This window comes from Paenibacillus sp. RC21 (assembly GCF_044907935.1).
Classification (GTDB): Bacteria; Bacillota; Bacilli; order Paenibacillales; family Paenibacillaceae; genus Paenibacillus; species Paenibacillus terrae_A.
The window spans coordinates 39132-57224 of the sequence record NZ_JBIYCS010000001.1 but is presented as its reverse complement, the minus strand read 5'-3'; the positions used below and the strand labels follow the sequence as shown (position 1 = coordinate 57224).

The window sequence follows — 18093 nt, the reverse complement described above, 5'->3', positions numbered from 1 at the left end:
TTCCCCGAATTTCCAGCAAAAAAAGCTCTGATTATGTATTCCATTTTGAGCTGTTAGTACATACTTCATTTCCTTTCTACAGAACTTCCTTAGATTTTACTTCTGAGGGATGAAAAAATACACCTTTGTAACAAAATGTTCTATTATATTTATTTTATTGATAAATATACCTTTTTATTGTTCCAATTTACTGGGAAATCATTTACAATTGATCTGAGTTCTATTACTAATATATTCATATAAATGAATATAAATCCCAAAAAGAGAGGTAGTTTATTCATGAAAAAAACGTTGTTAGCTTCATTAGGTCTGACACTTATGTTAAGTACTTCTGCCGGTGCCGCCTTTGCTCAAGAAGACATTGCTTCACCCACTAAGGAATCGATTAAACTCTATGATAACGGGACCGACAGAGAGCCTAATAATAGCTTTGAAGAAGCAAGCGAAGTTTGGTTGGGTGATGATATATATGGAACCATTGGAAAACTTACTCAAGGGAATTGGGATTCATACGATGTTTTTAAGTTCAAGGCTTTTCAGACCAAACGGGTTAATTTTAAAATTGAAGGGGATAAGTATCCTAATGCATGGTTAAAATTGGTTCTATCCGATAGCAATGGTCATGAGATTAGAGCAGCGGAAAATCGTCAGAACACTTTAGGCAAAGAACTTGAAGCTGGCAAATGGTATTATATAGCAGTTGAGGTTCCAGGCTACGAAATTGGTCAACAGTTCGATTATAGGCTTACAGCTACGATTGAACAATAAATATTAAAAATTCTAACCTTATAAATCAAAAGCCGCGTCCCTATCTCAAGGGACGTGGCTTTTTGTAGTTCAGTCATTTCACACTATCCATATCTTACGACAGACGTGAGCTAAAATCCTCATAGGAGAACTGGCGGATCACCTTAATGCCTTCTTCGTCATTGTAGCTGGCGATGGCTGGCAGGTTGACTCCGTTAAACATGTGGTTTTTGACCATCGTATAATGGGCCATGTCGCAGAATACAAGCTTGTCTCCCGGCTTCAATGGCTCTTTAAAGGAATAGTCGCCAATCACATCTCCGGCCAGGCAAGTAAGTCCACCGAGTCTGTAGGTGTGTGCATACTCACCAGGTTGGCCTGCATCAATGATATTCGGGCGATACGGCATAGCCAGTACATCAGGCATATGACATTCAGCCGAAGTATCCAGAATGGCAAGGTCCATTCCGTTTTTCATCGTATCCAGAACTGTAGCAACCAGATAACCGGTATTCAAGGCGATAGCTTCGCCCGGCTCCAGGTAAACCTGTACACCATACTTATCCTGAAAATATTGGATGCAGCGTACCAGCGTGTCCAGATCATAGTCTTCTCTGGTGATATGATGACCGCCGCCAAAATTAAGCCATTTCATTTGCTTAATGTATGGCCCGAACTTCTCATCCACGACTTTAATGGTGCGCTCCAGCGTGTCCGAATTCTGTTCACACATCGTATGAAAATGAATACCGTCTACGCCATCCAGATCCTCAGGTCTGAAGTTAGCCAAGGTCACACCCATTCTGGAGTTGTTGTAGCAAGGATCGTACAACGGAGTTTCGATTTCCGAATATTCCGGATTGACCCGAATTCCAATTTCTATCTTTTTGGAAGTCACGCCTTGCACCTTACTTTTGAACCGTTTCAATTGATCGAAGGAGTTGAAAACGACGTGGTCAACATACTCCAGTAGCTCGTCAAATTCACTGTCAACATAAGCTGGTGCGTATACGTGAACCTCCTTGTCCATTTTTTCGCGACCCAGTCTCGCCTCGAACAACGAACTGGAAGTTACGCCTTTTAAATATTTACCAACCAGAGGAAATGTCGAAAACATCGAAAATCCCTTAAGAGCAAGCAAAATATTGCAGCCTGTTCGCTCTTGAACAGAATTTAAAACCTCAAGGTTTTTCACAAGAAGTCTTTCGTCAACAAGGTAACAAGGTGATGGAAGTCCGCTAATATCAATATTCATCACAGGCCTCAATCAAGCAACGTTGGCGTAAAGCTCTCTTGCCATGGCAATCCGTGTTTATTCAGTGCTTCCATGAATGGATCTGGATCAAATTCCTCAACGTTGTATACGCCTGGTTTTTTCCAGATGCCTTTAATGATAAGCATTGCGCCGATCATGGCAGGAACACCTGTCGTGTAGGAAATGGCTTGGGAGCCAACCTCTGCATAACATTCCTCATGATCACACACATTGTATACATAATACGTTTTCGGTTTTCCGTCTTTAACGCCTTGGATGATACATCCAATGTTCGTTTTACCCTTGGTTCTAGGTCCGAGGGAAGCCGGGTCTGGCAAAATGGCTTTCAGGAATTGCAATGGAATGATTTGCTGTCCTTCGTAATCAATAGGCTCAATGGAAGTCATGCCTACGTTTTGAAGCACGTTCAAATGATTCAGGTAGTTGTCCGAGAAAGTCATCCAGAAACGGATTTTTTTCACGCCTTTAATGTTTACTGCAAGAGATTCCAGTTCTTCATGGTACAAAAGATATATGTTTTTCGGTCCGATTTCAGGAAGGTCGTATACCTTTTTCTCGGAAAGCGGCTCAGTTTCAATCCACTCTCCATTTTCAAAGTAACGGCCCTTCGCCGTAATTTCCCGAATATTAATTTCCGGATTAAAGTTAGTGGCAAAAGGATATCCGTGGTCCCCTGCATTCGCATCTACAATATCAATCGTATGAATTTCATCAAAATAATGCTTTTGAGCATAAGCCGTAAATACTCCAGTCACGCCTGGATCAAAACCGCTGCCCAGCAGAGCTGTAATGCCCGCTTTTTCGAATCTTTCTTTGTAGGCCCATTGCCAGCTGTATTCAAACTTCGGCGTATCCGGCGGTTCATAATTCGCCGTATCAACGTAATGAACGCCTGTCTCAAGGCAAGCATCCATAATCGTCAAATCCTGATAAGGGAGAGCCACATTGATAACTACATCCGGTTGAAAGCTTCGAATCAGGTCAATGACCATGTCGGTGTTGTCAGCATCCAGCTGAGCCGTTTGTATCTTCGTACGGCCTCCACCCAGCTTTTCTTTAAGCGCATCGCATTTCTCAACAGTTCTGCTCGCGATACAAATTTCTTCAAATACATCTGGGTTTTGGCAACATTTATGCACCACAACGCTGGCCACGCCACCGGCGCCAATAATCAATGCTTTTCCCAAAATAAATAACCTCCTTATTCCATACGCTAATCGCTAATCATTCTTGCAAACAAAATGATTATAAAGACATCCCATCAAATAATCAAGAAAAACGATAATTTGCAGTGTAAAAATTCACACCACTATGTCACAAAAATTTTACAAATCCCAAATTCAGGCATGAAATCACCATAAAATAAAGAGCACAAAGCCCCTCCCAAGGCGTTCCAAGGAAGTCAGTGCACGTTTACCGGAAGTTTTTTTGCACTCCAAGTAAACAGCCTTAAAGAGTTAATATTATCTTATTTCTAGTAAAAAGGCCACCCGCCATTTCCTTTGAAGAAGATTCAGAGGGGGGGAAAATGATTGGCTGGTACTGTAGGATTGTTTATCATGAATAAAGCCGCCCCCGATGCGGGAACGGCTCTGTACAGCATTAAAGCTTGTTAAACCATAATTTTGCAAATATCATTGGTGAATTCAACCGGGTCTTGCAGTGGCAAACCTTCGATCAACAGAGCTTGATTATACAGCAATGCCGTATAGAGATTGACCTTCTCCTTGTCCTCAGCAAAAGCCTCTTTCAAAGAGTTGAACACCGCATGGTTGATGTTAATCTCCAGTACTTTATTCGCTTTTACATCGGCGTTGTTCGGCATGGCGTTCAAGATTTTCTCCATTTCAATCGTCACTTCACCGTCTGCGGACAGACACACCGGATGTGTCTTCAAGCGCTTGGAGGCTTTAACACTGGATACCTTGCCTTCCAGCAAGCCCTTCATGTACTCGAACAGCTCTTTGTTGTCGTTTTGTTCCGCTTCTGTTTCCTTCTCGTTCTCGTCAGCCTCAATGCCCAGATCGCCACTGGATACGGATTTGAATTCTTTCTCCTTGTAGCTCATGAGCATTTTAATAGCGAACTCATCAATATCATCGGTGAAGTACAGAATTTCGTAGCCCTTGTCGGCCACCATTTCGGTCTGCGGCAGCTTCTCAATACGTTCGTTGGACTCTCCGGAAGCATAATAAATATACTTCTGATCCTCAGGCATACGCGATATATATTCGTCCAGTGTAACCTGCTTTTTCTCTGTAGAAGAGTAGAACATGAGCAGATCCTGAAGCGTCTCCTTATGAGTTCCATAATCGTTGTAGACGCCAAATTTCAATTGTCTTCCAAATGATTTGTAGAATTGATCATACTTTTCCCGTTCATTTTTGAGCAGAGTCAGCAGCTGGCCTTTGATTTTGCTTTCGATATTTTTGGCAATCAGCTTCAACTGGCGGTCATGCTGCAACATCTCTCTGGAAATGTTCAACGACAAGCTTTCGGAGTCCACCATACCTTTGACAAAGCTGAAATAATCCGGCAGCAGGTCAGGCGATTTTTCCATAATCAGCACGCCGTTGGCGTACAGTTCCAGCCCTTTTTCATACTCCTTGGAATAGAAATCAAACGGGATATTTTCTGGAATGAATAAAATAGCCTGGTACACCACCGCGCCGTCCGCGCTGACGTGGATATGCTGGAGTGGCTTGTCATAGCCATAGCGTTTTTCCACATAAAAATTGTGATAATCCTCGTCGGTCAGCTCGCTTTTGTTCTTTCTCCAGATTGGAACCATGCTGTTAATAAGCTGTTCTTCTTCGTAATCCTCGAACTCGTTGTCACTGCCCTCTTTCAGACGTTTGCCTGTAACATCCATCTTGATCGGATAACGGATAAAGTCGGAGTATTTCTTGATCAGTGCTTTTAAACGATACTCGTCCAAATATTCGTCGTAGGATTCATCCTCGGTGTTTGCTTTGATTTTCAAAACAATCACAGAACCGACTTCATCCTTCTCGGCCGGCTCAATGGTATACCCGTCTGCACCTGTGGATTCCCACTTATAAGCGGTATCGCTGCCCAGTGCCTTTGTAGTCACTGTAACGACATCCGCCACCATGAACGCCGAATAGAAGCCTACCCCGAACTGCCCAATGATGTCATGACCATCCTTGGATTCATTCTCATTTTTGAACGCCAGTGAGCCACTTTTAGCAATGACACCCAAGTTGTTTTCCAGTTCTTCCTTCGTCATACCAATCCCGGTATCGCGAAGAGTGAGCATTCTGTTCTCCTTGTCGGCTGTTACTTTGATATAGTAATTTTCTTTATCAAAGACCAGTTGATCATCCGTCAGCGCTTTGTAATAAATTTTGTCAATCGCATCACTTGCGTTGGAGATCAGCTCTCTTAGAAAAATTTCCTTTTGCGTGTAAATCGAGTTAATCATCATTTCGAGCAGACGCTTGGACTCAGCCTGAAACTGTTTTTTCTCCATTCTGATATCTCCTTTCGAATATGAACCTTATGTAAGGTAAGGCTGCACATGGGGAACCGTCCAAACTCGAAAGTCTGTTAGCACTCCCCTCATTCGAGTGCCAGCCTACCTTTTTTTATAACATTCCTCATTTTTTATGTCAATACGATAGATGCATAATATAGTCCCAATTCCGAAATTGTTAGTGCCTGATCTGCTTAAACATCACGTTAAACATCTCGACAGAAGATGGGAACAGTCCTTGTACATGGGGAATCAGATTTTCCCTGATGCGTAAATCGTCCTCGTCCAGATGTTTCAAATCCTGGTGATAGAACCATACAATCGGATAGTCACCATCTTTTTGTCTACTTCCTGCATTCAAACAGACAGGACCTTCGTTTTCCTCAGCAATTGCAAATGGAATATAACCTGCCGATAGCAAGGGCGACCATTCGCGGAGCAAATCATGAAATCCCTTCAAGCCTTGGCCCACAGGCAGTCGTGGAAACTCAATAAAGGTACAATCGCTCCAGTAGACTCCAGGAATGAATTCGTTATCGAATTGCAAAGACACATAATGATAGGACATGATGAAACTTCTCAGCAAGGGAGGAAGCTCGAAATGGTAGGTTTCCTCAAGATCCCGAACCTCCTGCTCTGTGATCTGCGAAGGAAGAGGCTTCCACTTGATCCAGCCTTCCTCATCGGCATTGCCGTCACGCATCTCGAAGGGTACATTTTCTACCAAATCCATAAAAAAAGCTTCATCCATATGTGCAAATAACTCCTTCATGGATGTGCGAATATCCGCCTTCTTGTCCATGTCCCCGCACCTCTTTCCTTTCTATATCAGAACTGCATCATATGCCATTACACATTCTTCCAAGCTCAGCTTAACAGATTTTGCTTTTATCATCATTTTCAAAATATTCGTATTACCAGCGCAGTGGCTCATGGTTACGCCAGATGATCCAGCGCCCTGTCTCGCACATACATTTACAACTTATAAAATCCGATATAAGTACAAGCACCTCGTAAAGTGTCAAGACTACATAAGGAGATTGATCTATTCATGAAAAGAATCACCGTACTTGTTATCCTGTCCCTGCTAATCCTTGTAACCCCGATCTACGCTGCTGCACCAGCGCCCATGCTGGTCTATGTGGATCAGAATAACCACTCCTTCATCCCGCTTCGCCTCCTGAACAGCTATGAAGGGATCACCATCAACATGACGGCAACGGACAAAAAAATTGAAATTGCCCAAGGCGATACCCGGCTCACCTTATTTGCAGGACAGTCTACGGCTAAAGTTAATGATCAAACAATCCGTATGCAAAAGGCTCCTTTTACCGATAATGGTTCCACCTACGTTCCCTTGCAGTTCATCAGCCAGCACCTAAACCTGCAAGTCTCATGGCAAAAGGAAACCTCATCGGTACATATCAAGCAGGGCACAACGTCTGTCAGGCTTCCGGTATTCACGGGCAAGCTACCTAGCAGCACCACACCGATCCAGACGGCTCACAAAAGCTTCAAGGTCGGATCACGCACCTACTCCGCTAAGGTGGTCACCATCTCCATGCTTCATCCCAAGGTGAATCTGGATGTGGCGCTGGCAGGCAATACCATCGGCAAAGTGGAGAACTTAAGCGGTCTCGCCAAACGCAATCAAGCGGTTGTAGCCATCAACGGCACCTACTTTGACGCCTATACCAAAAGCTCATACAAAACGCCTTACGGCTATCTGGTCAGCCACGGGAATTTGTTGAAAAAAAGCTCTGGCGACCAACGAACCGTCTTTACCTACGATGCTAACCATCTGGCCGAACTGGTTTCGGGTCCTGCCTTTGAACAGCGGTTAAGCGAAGGCAACGTCGAAGGCGCCCTACAAGCCGGACCTCGTCTGGTGACGAACGGAAAGGTTTCCCTGAATGTCAAAGCTGAAGGCTTCAAGGACCCTAAAATATTAACAGGCGGCGGGGCCCGCAGTGCACTCGGGATTACACGGGATCATAAGCTAATCCTCCTGACCACAGGCGGAGCCACTATTCCACAGCTTGCTCAAATCATGAAGCAGGCAGGCGCTTATCAGGCCATGAATTTGGATGGCGGTGCTTCCAGTGGGCTGTATTACAACGGTTCCTATCTCACCACACCCGGCCGCCAAATCAGCAATGCGATTATTATAAAATATCAATAGACGGGTTAAGGGCTGTCTTCACGGATGTGTAAGCCGTGGGGATGGCCTTTTCCATTTTCATAAGCTCAGGTTTCCACCTGTTCAGGGTTTCCGCATATTCAAGCGGCTTGTCAGGGTCGTTACAGGGTTCATCCTGTATTTACAATCGGATCAGACTTGTAAGCTATTGCTGCCTTCGCTGCACTGTATTAAAGAAAGGTAAATAGATTAAATAAAGCCACATTCCCCTGGTTCAACTCGCCCAGTTCGTCCTCTTCGATGGACCACCAATCCGGCTCATCGTCCAAACGATGCTTAAGTGCTTCTGTATCAAATACGCAAAGGGTCGCCGTATCTGTCGTGAATTGAAATGGACTGCTTGCTACGTTCATTGTGTAGTCCTCCTGATTTTGGTCAACGAATCTCCATTTTTTTCGCGTATTCTGCGTATCCATGTATGTCACATTTCTAAGGTAAATTTTCCCTGTATATAAAGTATAGCAATGCTTGCAGGGACAGACAACATGCTTAGGTTAGCATCCGTTCTACACACAAAAAAAGCCTTCCCTCACTATATAGTGAAAGAAGGCTGCTTTGTGAATTTAAGCGATGCTAACCTGCTGTTAGATCAGAAAAGATTTAGTGATAATCACCAGCAAAATAAACAATACCAGAATTGCGCCTGTGGATGTCCATGCTCCACCGCCACCGTAACCAACTTCACCCATGTCTGAATCCCTCCTTGCTTTAAAGCATACTCTTATCGTATGAAGAAAAACGGTTTACGACAGGGCGCATTGGCAACGTTTATTTGGCAAGCGAGTTTATTTTGACAGGATAGGACTTCTTAGAAAATGGACTGATACGTTTCGGATGGATCGGTAATCACACGGGGGGACAACTGGCACAGAATGTCGTCGGTTCTGCGCAGCAGTCTGCCCACATCCTTGTTCTTCATCTTTCGAAGGAGCGGGGTTTCTAACTGGGATGACAGAAATTGAGTGGTGCCGTTAAAAACAACAACATCCAATCCCGGGTTGGTGTCGGTATGTAATAAGTGCAGCAGGTCAGTCATGCTCAGGAAATCTGGAGGGCAAAGGGTATTGTTTTCCTTCATATATAGGGCTTTCAGCATGGAAGTCAAAGCCCAGTCGCACAGGATAATGCAGCATTGGAGCTGGTTGTGCTTTTGCAGGATTTTGGCTAGTTTCATGTGGTATTGGGCTAGGGTGTAAAAATCGGTTATTGAATGATGTAAGTGTTGTGCGCGTCTGGATGGCTGGGTATGACTTCGGTTAAGGGTAGAAGGATCTTTTTTCATATCTATTCCTCCAGAGAATTTCAATATTAGTCTTATTATACCCTGAAATAATACTTATAGATATCATTAATATTTATTGTATTCATCATTCAATGTTTTCCTTTAGATATCTTGTCTACACTTTTAGAATAGTGAGGTGTAGACGATGGAAGATAAAGAAGTTCTCAAATTAGTGGGTGCCAGAATACGTGCTTTGCGAAAAGAAAAGGGCTTGTCTCAGGAATCGCTTGGAGAAAAAGGCGGATTTCATTTTTCATACATAGGGCAGATTGAACGTGGGGAAAAGAACGTATCCTTATTAAATATAGCTAAAATTGCAAATGCACTGGATGTTAATTTGATTCAGCTTTTTGCTTATGTAAATGAGGAAATTAAGGTTACAAAGCATGAAGCCGAACTAAATGAAATACTAACATTGCTTAGAAAGTCAAACCCTCAAAAAATTAAGCTAGCGAAAAATATTGTTAAAGAGATTTTAAACAATGAATAATGACACGCACACATATGTGGTTCAGTTACATCGTGTAGAAACATATCAAAAAAGCCGCTCATCAGATTGATCTAATGAACGACTTTTTTTGCGTAACTGCTTAGTAGCGTGTTTGCGCCTTTTCAGTGTTTCTAATTTCTTATCATTTCCTTAATTCAGCAAGTACCTCTTTCGCTAAAGCAACGATATTGGCTGCGTTAAAGCCAAAGGCTTCTACAACTTCGGTTCCTTTACCGGATGCGCCAAAACGATCAATGGCTAACATCTTTCCGTCCAGTCCGATATAGCGTTCCCAGCCAAAGCTTGCCCCCATTTCAATGCCGACGCGGGCACGTATTGCTTTGGGCAAGACTCTTTCTTTGTAAGCTTCGTTCTGCTGATCAAAAGCAGATGTGTTCGGCAAGCTTACGACAGATGCTGAAATGCCTTCGTTTTCCAAGATACTCTGTGCTTCGACAGCCAGCTTCACCTCTGAACCACTTGCGATTAACAGCAAATCTGGTACTTCTTTGGAAGCAGGCGCTAAAACATATCCGCCTTTTTTCACACCTTCCAACGCCTTTTCAGAGCTGCCTGCAAGGATCGGCAGAGCCTGACGTGTAAGGACAAGTGCTGTCGGTGTTGAAACTGATGAGATCGCCATATGCCAGGCAGCGATCACTTCATTGCCGTCTGCGGGACGGATTACATTTAAATTCGGCATCGCACGCAATCCTGCCAGTTGCTCGATCGGCTCATGGGTAGGTCCGTCTTCTCCTACGATAATGGAGTCATGGGTTAGTACGTAAATCACCGGAAGTTGCTGAATGGCCGCCAAGCGTATAGCTGCTTTTAAATAATCGGAAAATACAAAGAAAGTTCCTCCATAAATCTTTAACCCACCGTGCAGTGCTATGCCATTCATTTCAGCTGCCATCGCAAATTCACGTACACCAAACCAAATGTTACGTGCTGCTGGGGCTGATTTAGAAAAACGTTCATCTCCTGCAATTAATGTCTTATTGGAGCTCGCTAAGTCAGCTGAACCTCCAAAGAAATAAGGGACCTGCTGTGCAATCAAGTTCAAGATGTCGCTGCCGGTATCTCGTCCTGCTTTACTTGAGCTTGCTTCGTAATCAGCCAATGGTTTTTCCCAATCTACGGGCAGTATATTGGTAAAGCTGTCATGAAACTGTTTAGCCAGTTCTGGATAACTTTCCGTATAATTCACCATTAGAGCCTGCCATTCAGCCTCGGCTTTGGCACCACGAACTGCTACTTTTTCACGAAAAAGGGTATATACTTCCTCTGATACGGTAAAAGCCGGTAGTTCCCATTGATAGCTCAATTTTGCCGCAGCCGTTCCTGCTTCTCCCAGAGGTGAACCATGAACTTTATGCGTACCGGCATGCGGTGAGCCATACCCGATCACAGTCTTCACTTCAATAATTGTAGGTTGTGTATGATTTTCTCGTGCCAAGTCAATCGCTGCAGTAATCTCGGTAAGATCATTACCCTCTGTAACCAGGATATGTTGCCACCCACTGGACTCAAACCGCTGTTTTATATTTTCTGAGAAAGAGTGACTCAGTTCTCCATCCAGCGATATGTCATTGGAATCGTATAGCATGATTAATTTATCCAATTGCTCATGGCCGGCATGAGAGATCGCTTCATTAGCCACGCCCTCCATTAAATCACCATCTCCGCACAGACAATACGTGTAGTGATCCACAATCGGAAAGGACTCCTTATTATATAAACCTGCTAAATGCCGTTCTGCCAATGCCATGCCAACAGCCATCGCCACCCCTTGTCCCAAGGGTCCCGTCGTCGCTTCCACACCGTCGGTGTGTCCGACTTCTGGATGCCCGGGCGTTCGGGAACCTAGCTGCCGGAATTTCTTCAAATCGTCAATCATCACATCAAAACCGGATAAGTGAAGCAGACTGTAAAGGAGCATGGATCCATGGCCAGCAGACAGAACGAACCGATCCCGATTTTCCCATCGCGAATTTTTGGGATTTACAAGTAATGCCTGTGACCAAAGAGCATAAGCCATAGGTGCTGCACCTAAAGGTAATCCGGGATGCCCGGAGTTTGCTTCATCAATCGCGTCTAAAGATAATGCTCGGATGGCCATAACGGCTTGAAGGTCTTGCTGGTTAAATCTCATAAAGTTTGTCCTCTCTTCCTGATCCTCGTTTTTTTATAGTGTTCATTTGTATTGTTTATTGCGCACTGCTTTTCGGCTTTTTCAGGCTTACCAAAATCATAATGAGCAGCACCAAACCGATCCCGATCATCGTTATCGTTTTTCCACCCATCTGGTTTAGCCCGCTCAAGAACACCCCCACTACACCGAAGTCGGAATCGGAGAAGGTTGCGTTGGCTAACCCGAGATCCCCTAATACAGGTATTAATAGAATTGGCATGAAACTGATGAGCACTCCGTTCACAAATGCGCCTAAAATGGCGCCACGCACACCGCCCATGGTATTTCCAAACACTCCTGCTGCTGCTCCTGTGAAGAAGTGCGGGACAACCCCAGGTAAAATAACAATCCCGCCGGATAAAACCAGAATGAGCATGCTGACAATCCCCCCCACAAAACTGGAGAAAAAGCCTATCAGTACCGCGTTCGGAGCATAGGTATAAACAATAGGGACATCCAGCGCCGGTTTGGAATTCGGTACAATTTTCGAGGAAATCCCTTTAAATGCCGGTACAATTTCAGCCAAGACCAGACGTACACCCGACAAGATGATAAATACGCCTGCAGAAAACAACCCTGCCTGAAGTAGCGCAAATAAAATATAGTTTTTCCCGTTACTCAAGTGACTTTCGACATAAGCCGGACCTGCAAAAAGGGCTACAATGATGTAGAAGACCGCCATCGTTAACGCAATACTGACCGTACTGTCCCGCAGAAAGCCGAGTCCTTTAGGGAAATTGATTTGTTCAGTGGATACAATGTCTTTCTTGCCTTTCACTGCCATACCTACCAGCCCGCCAATAGCAAAGCCGACCGCGCCAGAATGCCCCAAAGCCACATTGTCATTGCCCGTTAATTTACGGACAAATGGCTGCACAACGGCCGGAGAAAGCGACATGAAAATACCTACAGTCAGCGCTCCAAAAAGGATAAGGGAGACGGATGTGAAACCACTCACTGATAAAATGATAGCAATCATACATGACATATATAGCGTAATATGACCTGTTAAAAAAATGTACTTAAATCGTGTAAAACGAGCAATCAGCAGGTTCACAATCATACCGAAAAACATAATCAGTGCGGTGGAGGAACCATACTTACTCACGGCAAGAGCCACAATAGCTTCATTATTTGGAACGATACCGCTTACATGAAACGCTGCTTTAAACATATCGCCAAAAGGTGCAAGAGCTTGCTGCAAAACACCTGCGCCTGCACTGATGACAAGAAATCCTACAAACGTTTTGGTCGTTCCCTTCAGGATATCCGAGAGATTTTTCCGCTGAGCCAGCAACCCTACCAAAGCAATCAACGCAACTAGCACAGACGGCTCACTCAAAACGTTAATCAGTATATTCAAAGCTTTATTCATATGGGCCAATTCTCCTTACAATAGATTTTTATCTTGTAAGACTGCTGTTAGTTTTGTGCGTAATTCCTCGAGATCGATAATGTTTTCCAGAACGACCACATCACCCAGGCTCGCTCCGCCTTCAGCAATGTCTCTGGCAAGAAAAAACACATCTGCGCTCCCAGGCGTAGCGGAACCCAGATCGGAATGATCTACTTCCACACCCTCTACGCCCATCTCATTCAATAGCTGCTTAATATTCATTTCCACCATAAAGCTTGTTCCCAGACCAGAACCACAAACTGTTAAAATTTTCATTTTTTATCGTCTCCTTTTTTTTGCATCATGGCTATAATTTCGTCCGCTGTTGTAGCTTCTTTCAAACGGTTTAACGAATCGTCGTTGACCAGAAACGAAGTCAATTCCGTCAGCGCCTTTAAGTGCAACTTATTGTCAATCGCCGCTAGGCAAATAAACATATCAATCGCATGCTCCGGCTGATCAAGCAACAACACCGGTTTTTTCACTCGCAACAGCGACATTCCCAATTTCTGCACACCTTGTTCCGGCCTTGCATGTGGGATAGCAATTCCTTTGCCGACATGAATAAAAGCACCGATTTCCAAAACTCTGTTAATCATTGCCTGTGTGTAGTCAGGTGTAATATAGTTCTGTTCCTCTAATGGTTTGGCTGCTAGTTGAATCGCTTCCTTCCAATCCAGGGGAGCATCCGTGAATCGAATTTTATCTACAGTTAAAAGCTCGGACAACATAGGGGAATGACTCCTTTCAATTGAACGCATCTGTCGTAAATGATTTGTTAAATCTGTATAAAGTGCTTTTTCGCTTTTAATCGTGGCATGTTTCCGTATGGTAGCCATTAATTCATCTATGGGCACCGCAGAAGGTACGGGCAGATCAAAATCAGCAGCAACAGCTTGTTGCAAATAATCTTCTTCTAATACGGTTAATAATGGGCGAGTCAAGTAAACAGGTTTGGATGATTCCAAATAAATAGTAGAAAAAATCATGTCATAGCTATCCGGAGATATCTGTTTTAATTCCGCAACCGAATGTGATTCCGTAAAATGCACGCCCGGAAATAGCTGACACAATTGCGTCCGTAACATCATGGAGGAACTGATCCCGTTTGGACATACAATTGTAGCACGGTATACTTTAGGTTCAGGTTCTAATCTGCGGACATGCCCCCCGAACAAAATGGTAAAGTATCCAACCTCTTCATCCGAGATCCACTCCCCTGTAAAATCAGACAATGGCTTCAACGCTTGCTTGACCAGTTTGAACAGGGCATCATGTTCTGCTTTGATAGTGTCAATTAAAGGATTAGATAAAGGCACTTCACACATAATCCTAAAGTAAGCCGGTACCAAATGCTTGTACAAGATCGATTGCAAAATAGGTTTTTCTTTAAAGGGTACTAGGGTCAGGCGTTCTACTTCCCTGATAATTTCGTCAGATACATAACTCAGCTCTTCACTGGGATAAATATGGGGCACGCCCTGCGTAGCTGACAATAATTGAATCGTTAGATATACGATCTCCATCTCATGCACTTCATTAAACAAATAAGCGGATAATTTCTTGCCCATCAGAAAGAGTGGTTGTTGTTGTATTAACTCTGTTTGCTTAACGGGCAAAAACAGTGCATTACGCCCATAGCGGAATTGCAGAAACAACAGCTCATAAATAAGTTGATCCAGCCTGTTGCCCACAAAGACGACCTGATACTCATGAGCCATATCGGTTAATTGCTGCTTGATCGTTGTACTTGCATCTTCATATTTCCAACTATCCATCACCTGCTTGATACCCGGGCGTCCCATCGGCAGCTGTGATAGTGTCCCAATACATACCGATGCAAATCGCCGCTTGTGACGCTCTTCTCCCTCCAATTTAAAACCGTCCGTTCGGTTATAATCTAATTTGACACCTTCTCCCTGACAAAGCGCACGTAGCTTTTTGACATCTGCCAAGGCCGTATTCCTGCTTACCTGGAGCAAAGACTGATAATGAACGATCGAAATCGGCTCCCGCCGGATATACGTGTATAAATAAATCAAATACAGTCGTTCATTCTCTTGAAAAACCAGTTGCTTGCGACCAAGTGATAATTCCTCATTTTTCCAGTGTTTCTTAACTCTTTCGTCAATCTTAAACCCCATTTCAATTACTTCAATCTTCGGTAAATCCAACTCAATTAGTCCGTCATTTAATTTATTCAGCGTATATTCAAACTGTCGAGGCGATAAATTCAATTGAAGTCTCAACTCCGGAATTGACAACTTCGGATAGTTAACCATCTGAGTTAGCAATTGCAATGACTTGTGGTCAAACATCTTATGAGCCTCCTTGTGCTTATTATAAATGAAAATTATGAGCCATATCATAGCTGTTGAATCCAATCTTTGTTGTGATGTTGGCAGGTGTATTGGACTGAAATGTCATCCTTTACTTACATGCGAAAGGCAAGAGGCTCCTGTAAAATCAATAGTGTGACTTGTAGAGGGGAAGACAATAATTCTACAAAACAGGTATGCCCTCTACAGGGTGCGCTCAAACGCAAGAAATAAATGGGGATAAAGATTATACACCAAGTCATGTGCTATCTGAGCGGAATAAAACTATGGGAATATTAATTAAGAAATGAAGCTAAGTCACACGCCAAAATAAAAAACACGCCCCATGTGGCGTGTTTTTTATGATAACGGAGCTTTAGTTTAAAGAACCTACCCAATCAATTCCCCTAAACCCTTACTTCCAAATCTCGTCCGCAATCTCTTTAATGAAGGCAAGCTTCTTCCACTGCTGCTCTTCCGTCAAGATATTGCCCTCTTCCGTAGAAGCGAAGCCGCATTGTGGGCTGAGGCAGATGTGGTTGATGTCCACGAATTGAGTTGCTTCCTTAATGCGGTTAATGACCGTCTGCTTGTCTTCCAATTCACCTGTTTTGGATGAAACGAGGCCCAAGACGATCTGCTGCTGGCCTTTCAGATGCTTCAGCGGTGTGAAATCGCCTGCACGGTCGGTATCGAATTCGAGGTAGTAACCGTCGATGTTGTCGATGCCGAACAGGGTTTCGGCAACAGGCTCGTAGCCGCCGGAGGATGCCCAGGTGGAATGGTAGTTACCACGGCATACGTGGGTTGTAACGATCAAATCGGCTGGAAGATCATTTACGGTTTCCTGATTCACGCGGGCGAACAGCTTTTTGGTATCTTCCACATTCTCACCCGCATGCTGTCTGGCTTCCCAATAGTTTTTATCGCAGAGCATGCCCCATGTGCAATCATCCAATTGCAAGCTGCGGCAGCCCTCATTGTACAACGCTTGAATCACGGATTTGTAAGCTTTGGCGATATCCGTCACCAGCTCGTCCAGATTGCTGTAATAGGTATCGGTTGTTTCTTTATTCTCTCCACGCAGCAGCTCGGCCAGGAACTGTGCTGGTGCCGGAATGGTTTGACGTGCAATCGCATCCTCACCTGCTACTTGCTTCAAGAATTTGAAGTCTTCAATGAAAGGGTGAAGGGAGTGACCGATTTTACCAGTCAAGCGTGCGGTTTCCGCTCTTGTTTCCACGCCTTGGAATTGGTAACCGTTCGAAAGCTCTACCTTTTCCACGCCATCCAGACCCCACATAAAATCAAGATGCCACCAAGAGCGTCTGAATTCACCATCTGTCACGGCTTTAAGTCCTACGGATTTTTGCTTTTCCACCAGCTTGATAATTTCGTTGTCTTCAATCTTTCCCAGTTCGTCCGCAGAAATTTCGTTATTTTGAAATTGAATTCTGGCATCTTTAATCGCTTGCGGACGCAGAAAGCTGCCGACCATATCATGTCTGAAAGGGGTCACTTTTCGTTGGGATGCATTGTCAAGGATGCTGCTCATTAGGGTTATCTCCTTTTTCGCTTCTGTAGTGAAGTTCTTGTAAGAAAGATAACACACATTTTCAGTTATAATGTAACTCCAATAAACTATAGCTAGTTATAGCCTAAAGCTATACCAAACCTTTTACTCGCCTATCGCCTCATGCAGCGCTTCTACATAGACGGAGGCTAGCTTGGAGAGCGAAGCATTTTTATGACAAATCCAGCCCACATTAATAGACTCCTCACATTCCAAAGGTACGGAAATAATCTCGTTACCGTTCAAATCCGCACTGATCACCCCGGTAGAAATGGTATACCCGTTCAGGCCAATCAGCAGATTGAAAAGGGTCGCCCGGTCATTGACACGAATGCTTTTGGGATGCGACAACGTGCTAAGAATTTCCTCGGAGAAGTGAAAGGAATTGTACTCCCCTTGTTCAAAGGACAGATACGGATAAGGATGAAGCTGATCAATGGTCACAATGGACTGTCGGGATAACGGATTATTGGTGCTGATAAAAATATGCGGCTTGGCGATAAACAGGCTGTTAAATTGCAGGTTCGCATCTTTTAGCAGCTTGTTAATGACCTTGGCGTTAAATTCGTTCAGATATAAAATTCCGATTTCGCTGCGCAAGCTTTTGACATCCTGTATGATTTCATGGGTTTTCGTCTCCCGCAAAGCCAGCTCATACTCATCCTGTCCATATTGATTCACCAGATTCACAAATGCATTTACGGCAAAAGCATAATGCTGCGTGGATACGGAAAAATGCTGCGGTGAAGGCTTGGCATCCAGATAGCGACTTTCCAGCAGCTCCGCCTGTTCGACGACCTGACGCGCATAACCGAGAAACTCCACACCCTCCTTGGACAAAGAAATACCTTTATTGGTACGATCAAAAATCGTGATATGAATCTCTTCCTCCAGATCCCGAATGGCGTTCGACAGACTGGGCTGGGAAATAAACAACCGCTTTGCCGCCTCATTCATGGAGCCGCGATTGGCAACCTCGATGACATATTTTAATTGTTGTAAGGTCAATGCATGATGTCCTTTCCGTTTGTGTTTCTTCTATTATATAACACATGATAACACTGCTGTTTAAGAAACCCCTAAACCCAAAATAGCACCTCCTCAAAATGGTAACATCCATT

General features: G+C 44.0%; 16 protein-coding genes. 3 read left to right on the top strand and 13 right to left on the bottom strand.

The genetic code is table 11. The features are described 5' to 3' along the window. Window positions 1–279: 279 nt before the first annotated feature. Window positions 280–768, top strand: a complete 489-nt coding sequence (locus ABIA61_RS00275) for a hypothetical protein (protein WP_283655421.1) — start codon at window positions 280–282, stop codon at window positions 766–768. 94 nt (window positions 769–862) lie between these two features. On the opposite strand, the gene nspC is transcribed toward ABIA61_RS00275, so the two are convergent. The 4 genes from nspC to ABIA61_RS00255 all read right to left on the bottom strand — a co-directional run bounded on the left by nspC (window position 863) and on the right by ABIA61_RS00255 (window position 6321). Then, window positions 863–2002, bottom strand: a complete 1140-nt coding sequence (nspC, locus tag ABIA61_RS00270; RefSeq protein WP_283655420.1) for a carboxynorspermidine decarboxylase — start codon at window positions 2000–2002, stop codon at window positions 863–865. An 8-nt stretch (window positions 2003–2010) separates the two neighbouring features. Further along, complete coding sequence (locus ABIA61_RS00265; RefSeq protein ID WP_137062499.1) at window positions 2011–3210, bottom strand: saccharopine dehydrogenase family protein; 1200 nt, start codon at window positions 3208–3210, stop codon at window positions 2011–2013. A 425-nt stretch (window positions 3211–3635) separates the two neighbouring features. Next, window positions 3636–5516, bottom strand: coding sequence for a molecular chaperone HtpG (htpG, locus tag ABIA61_RS00260; RefSeq protein ID WP_283655419.1), 1881 nt, complete (start codon window positions 5514–5516; stop codon window positions 3636–3638). Window positions 5517–5697: 181 nt separating this feature from the next. Beyond that, entirely contained in the window at window positions 5698–6321 is a 624-nt protein-coding gene (locus ABIA61_RS00255; protein ID WP_283655418.1) for an SMI1/KNR4 family protein, read from the bottom strand. Window positions 6322–6570: 249 nt separating this feature from the next. Between ABIA61_RS00255 and ABIA61_RS00250 the strand changes: the two genes are divergently transcribed. Beyond that, window positions 6571–7701 (top strand): phosphodiester glycosidase family protein, encoded by a 1131-nt coding sequence (locus tag ABIA61_RS00250; RefSeq protein WP_283655417.1) that lies wholly within the window; start codon window positions 6571–6573, stop codon window positions 7699–7701. A 188-nt stretch (window positions 7702–7889) separates the two neighbouring features. Here ABIA61_RS00250 and ABIA61_RS00245 read toward each other — a convergent pair whose 3' ends face one another. The 3 genes from ABIA61_RS00245 to ABIA61_RS00235 all read right to left on the bottom strand — a co-directional run bounded on the left by ABIA61_RS00245 (window position 7890) and on the right by ABIA61_RS00235 (window position 8893). Next, a complete protein-coding gene (locus tag ABIA61_RS00245; protein ID WP_283655416.1) occupies window positions 7890–8072 on the bottom strand; it encodes a DUF6386 family protein in 183 nt (60 codons plus the stop codon). 231 nt (window positions 8073–8303) lie between these two features. Next, window positions 8304–8408, bottom strand: coding sequence for a hypothetical protein (locus ABIA61_RS00240; protein WP_014280781.1), 105 nt, complete (start codon window positions 8406–8408; stop codon window positions 8304–8306). Window positions 8409–8527: 119 nt separating this feature from the next. Beyond that, window positions 8528–8893 carry a hypothetical protein gene (locus ABIA61_RS00235; protein ID WP_404580173.1) on the bottom strand — a complete coding sequence of 122 codons (366 nt, stop codon included), beginning with the start codon at window positions 8891–8893 and terminating at the stop codon, window positions 8528–8530. 253 nt (window positions 8894–9146) lie between these two features. Between ABIA61_RS00235 and ABIA61_RS00230 the strand changes: the two genes are divergently transcribed. Then, the gene (locus ABIA61_RS00230) at window positions 9147–9491 is read left to right on the top strand and encodes a helix-turn-helix domain-containing protein (RefSeq protein ID WP_044647110.1); all 345 of its coding nucleotides are present in this window, start codon (window positions 9147–9149) and stop codon (window positions 9489–9491) included. Between the two features lie 142 nt (window positions 9492–9633). On the opposite strand, the gene tkt is transcribed toward ABIA61_RS00230, so the two are convergent. The 6 genes from tkt to ABIA61_RS00200 form a co-directional block, all read right to left on the bottom strand. Then, window positions 9634–11646 carry a transketolase gene (tkt, locus tag ABIA61_RS00225; RefSeq protein WP_283655414.1) on the bottom strand — a complete coding sequence of 671 codons (2013 nt, stop codon included), beginning with the start codon at window positions 11644–11646 and terminating at the stop codon, window positions 9634–9636. Window positions 11647–11701: 55 nt separating this feature from the next. Next, window positions 11702–13060, bottom strand: a complete 1359-nt coding sequence (locus tag ABIA61_RS00220) for a PTS ascorbate transporter subunit IIC (protein WP_283655413.1) — start codon at window positions 13058–13060, stop codon at window positions 11702–11704. A 15-nt stretch (window positions 13061–13075) separates the two neighbouring features. Next, complete coding sequence (locus tag ABIA61_RS00215; protein WP_044647107.1) at window positions 13076–13357, bottom strand: PTS sugar transporter subunit IIB; 282 nt, start codon at window positions 13355–13357, stop codon at window positions 13076–13078. Next, window positions 13354–15399, bottom strand: coding sequence for a BglG family transcription antiterminator (locus tag ABIA61_RS00210; protein WP_283655412.1), 2046 nt, complete (start codon window positions 15397–15399; stop codon window positions 13354–13356). The genes ABIA61_RS00215 and ABIA61_RS00210 overlap by 4 nt, the downstream gene beginning before the upstream one ends. A gap of 415 nt (window positions 15400–15814) precedes the next feature. Further along, on the bottom strand, window positions 15815–16954 hold the full coding sequence (locus ABIA61_RS00205) for a 5-methyltetrahydropteroyltriglutamate--homocysteine S-methyltransferase (protein ID WP_404580172.1): 1140 nt from the start codon (window positions 16952–16954) through the stop codon (window positions 15815–15817). 123 nt (window positions 16955–17077) lie between these two features. Continuing rightward, window positions 17078–17980: a LysR family transcriptional regulator gene (locus ABIA61_RS00200; RefSeq protein ID WP_283655410.1), complete on the bottom strand. Its 903-nt coding sequence runs from the start codon at window positions 17978–17980 to the stop codon at window positions 17078–17080. Between the last annotated feature and the right edge of the window lie 113 nt (window positions 17981–18093).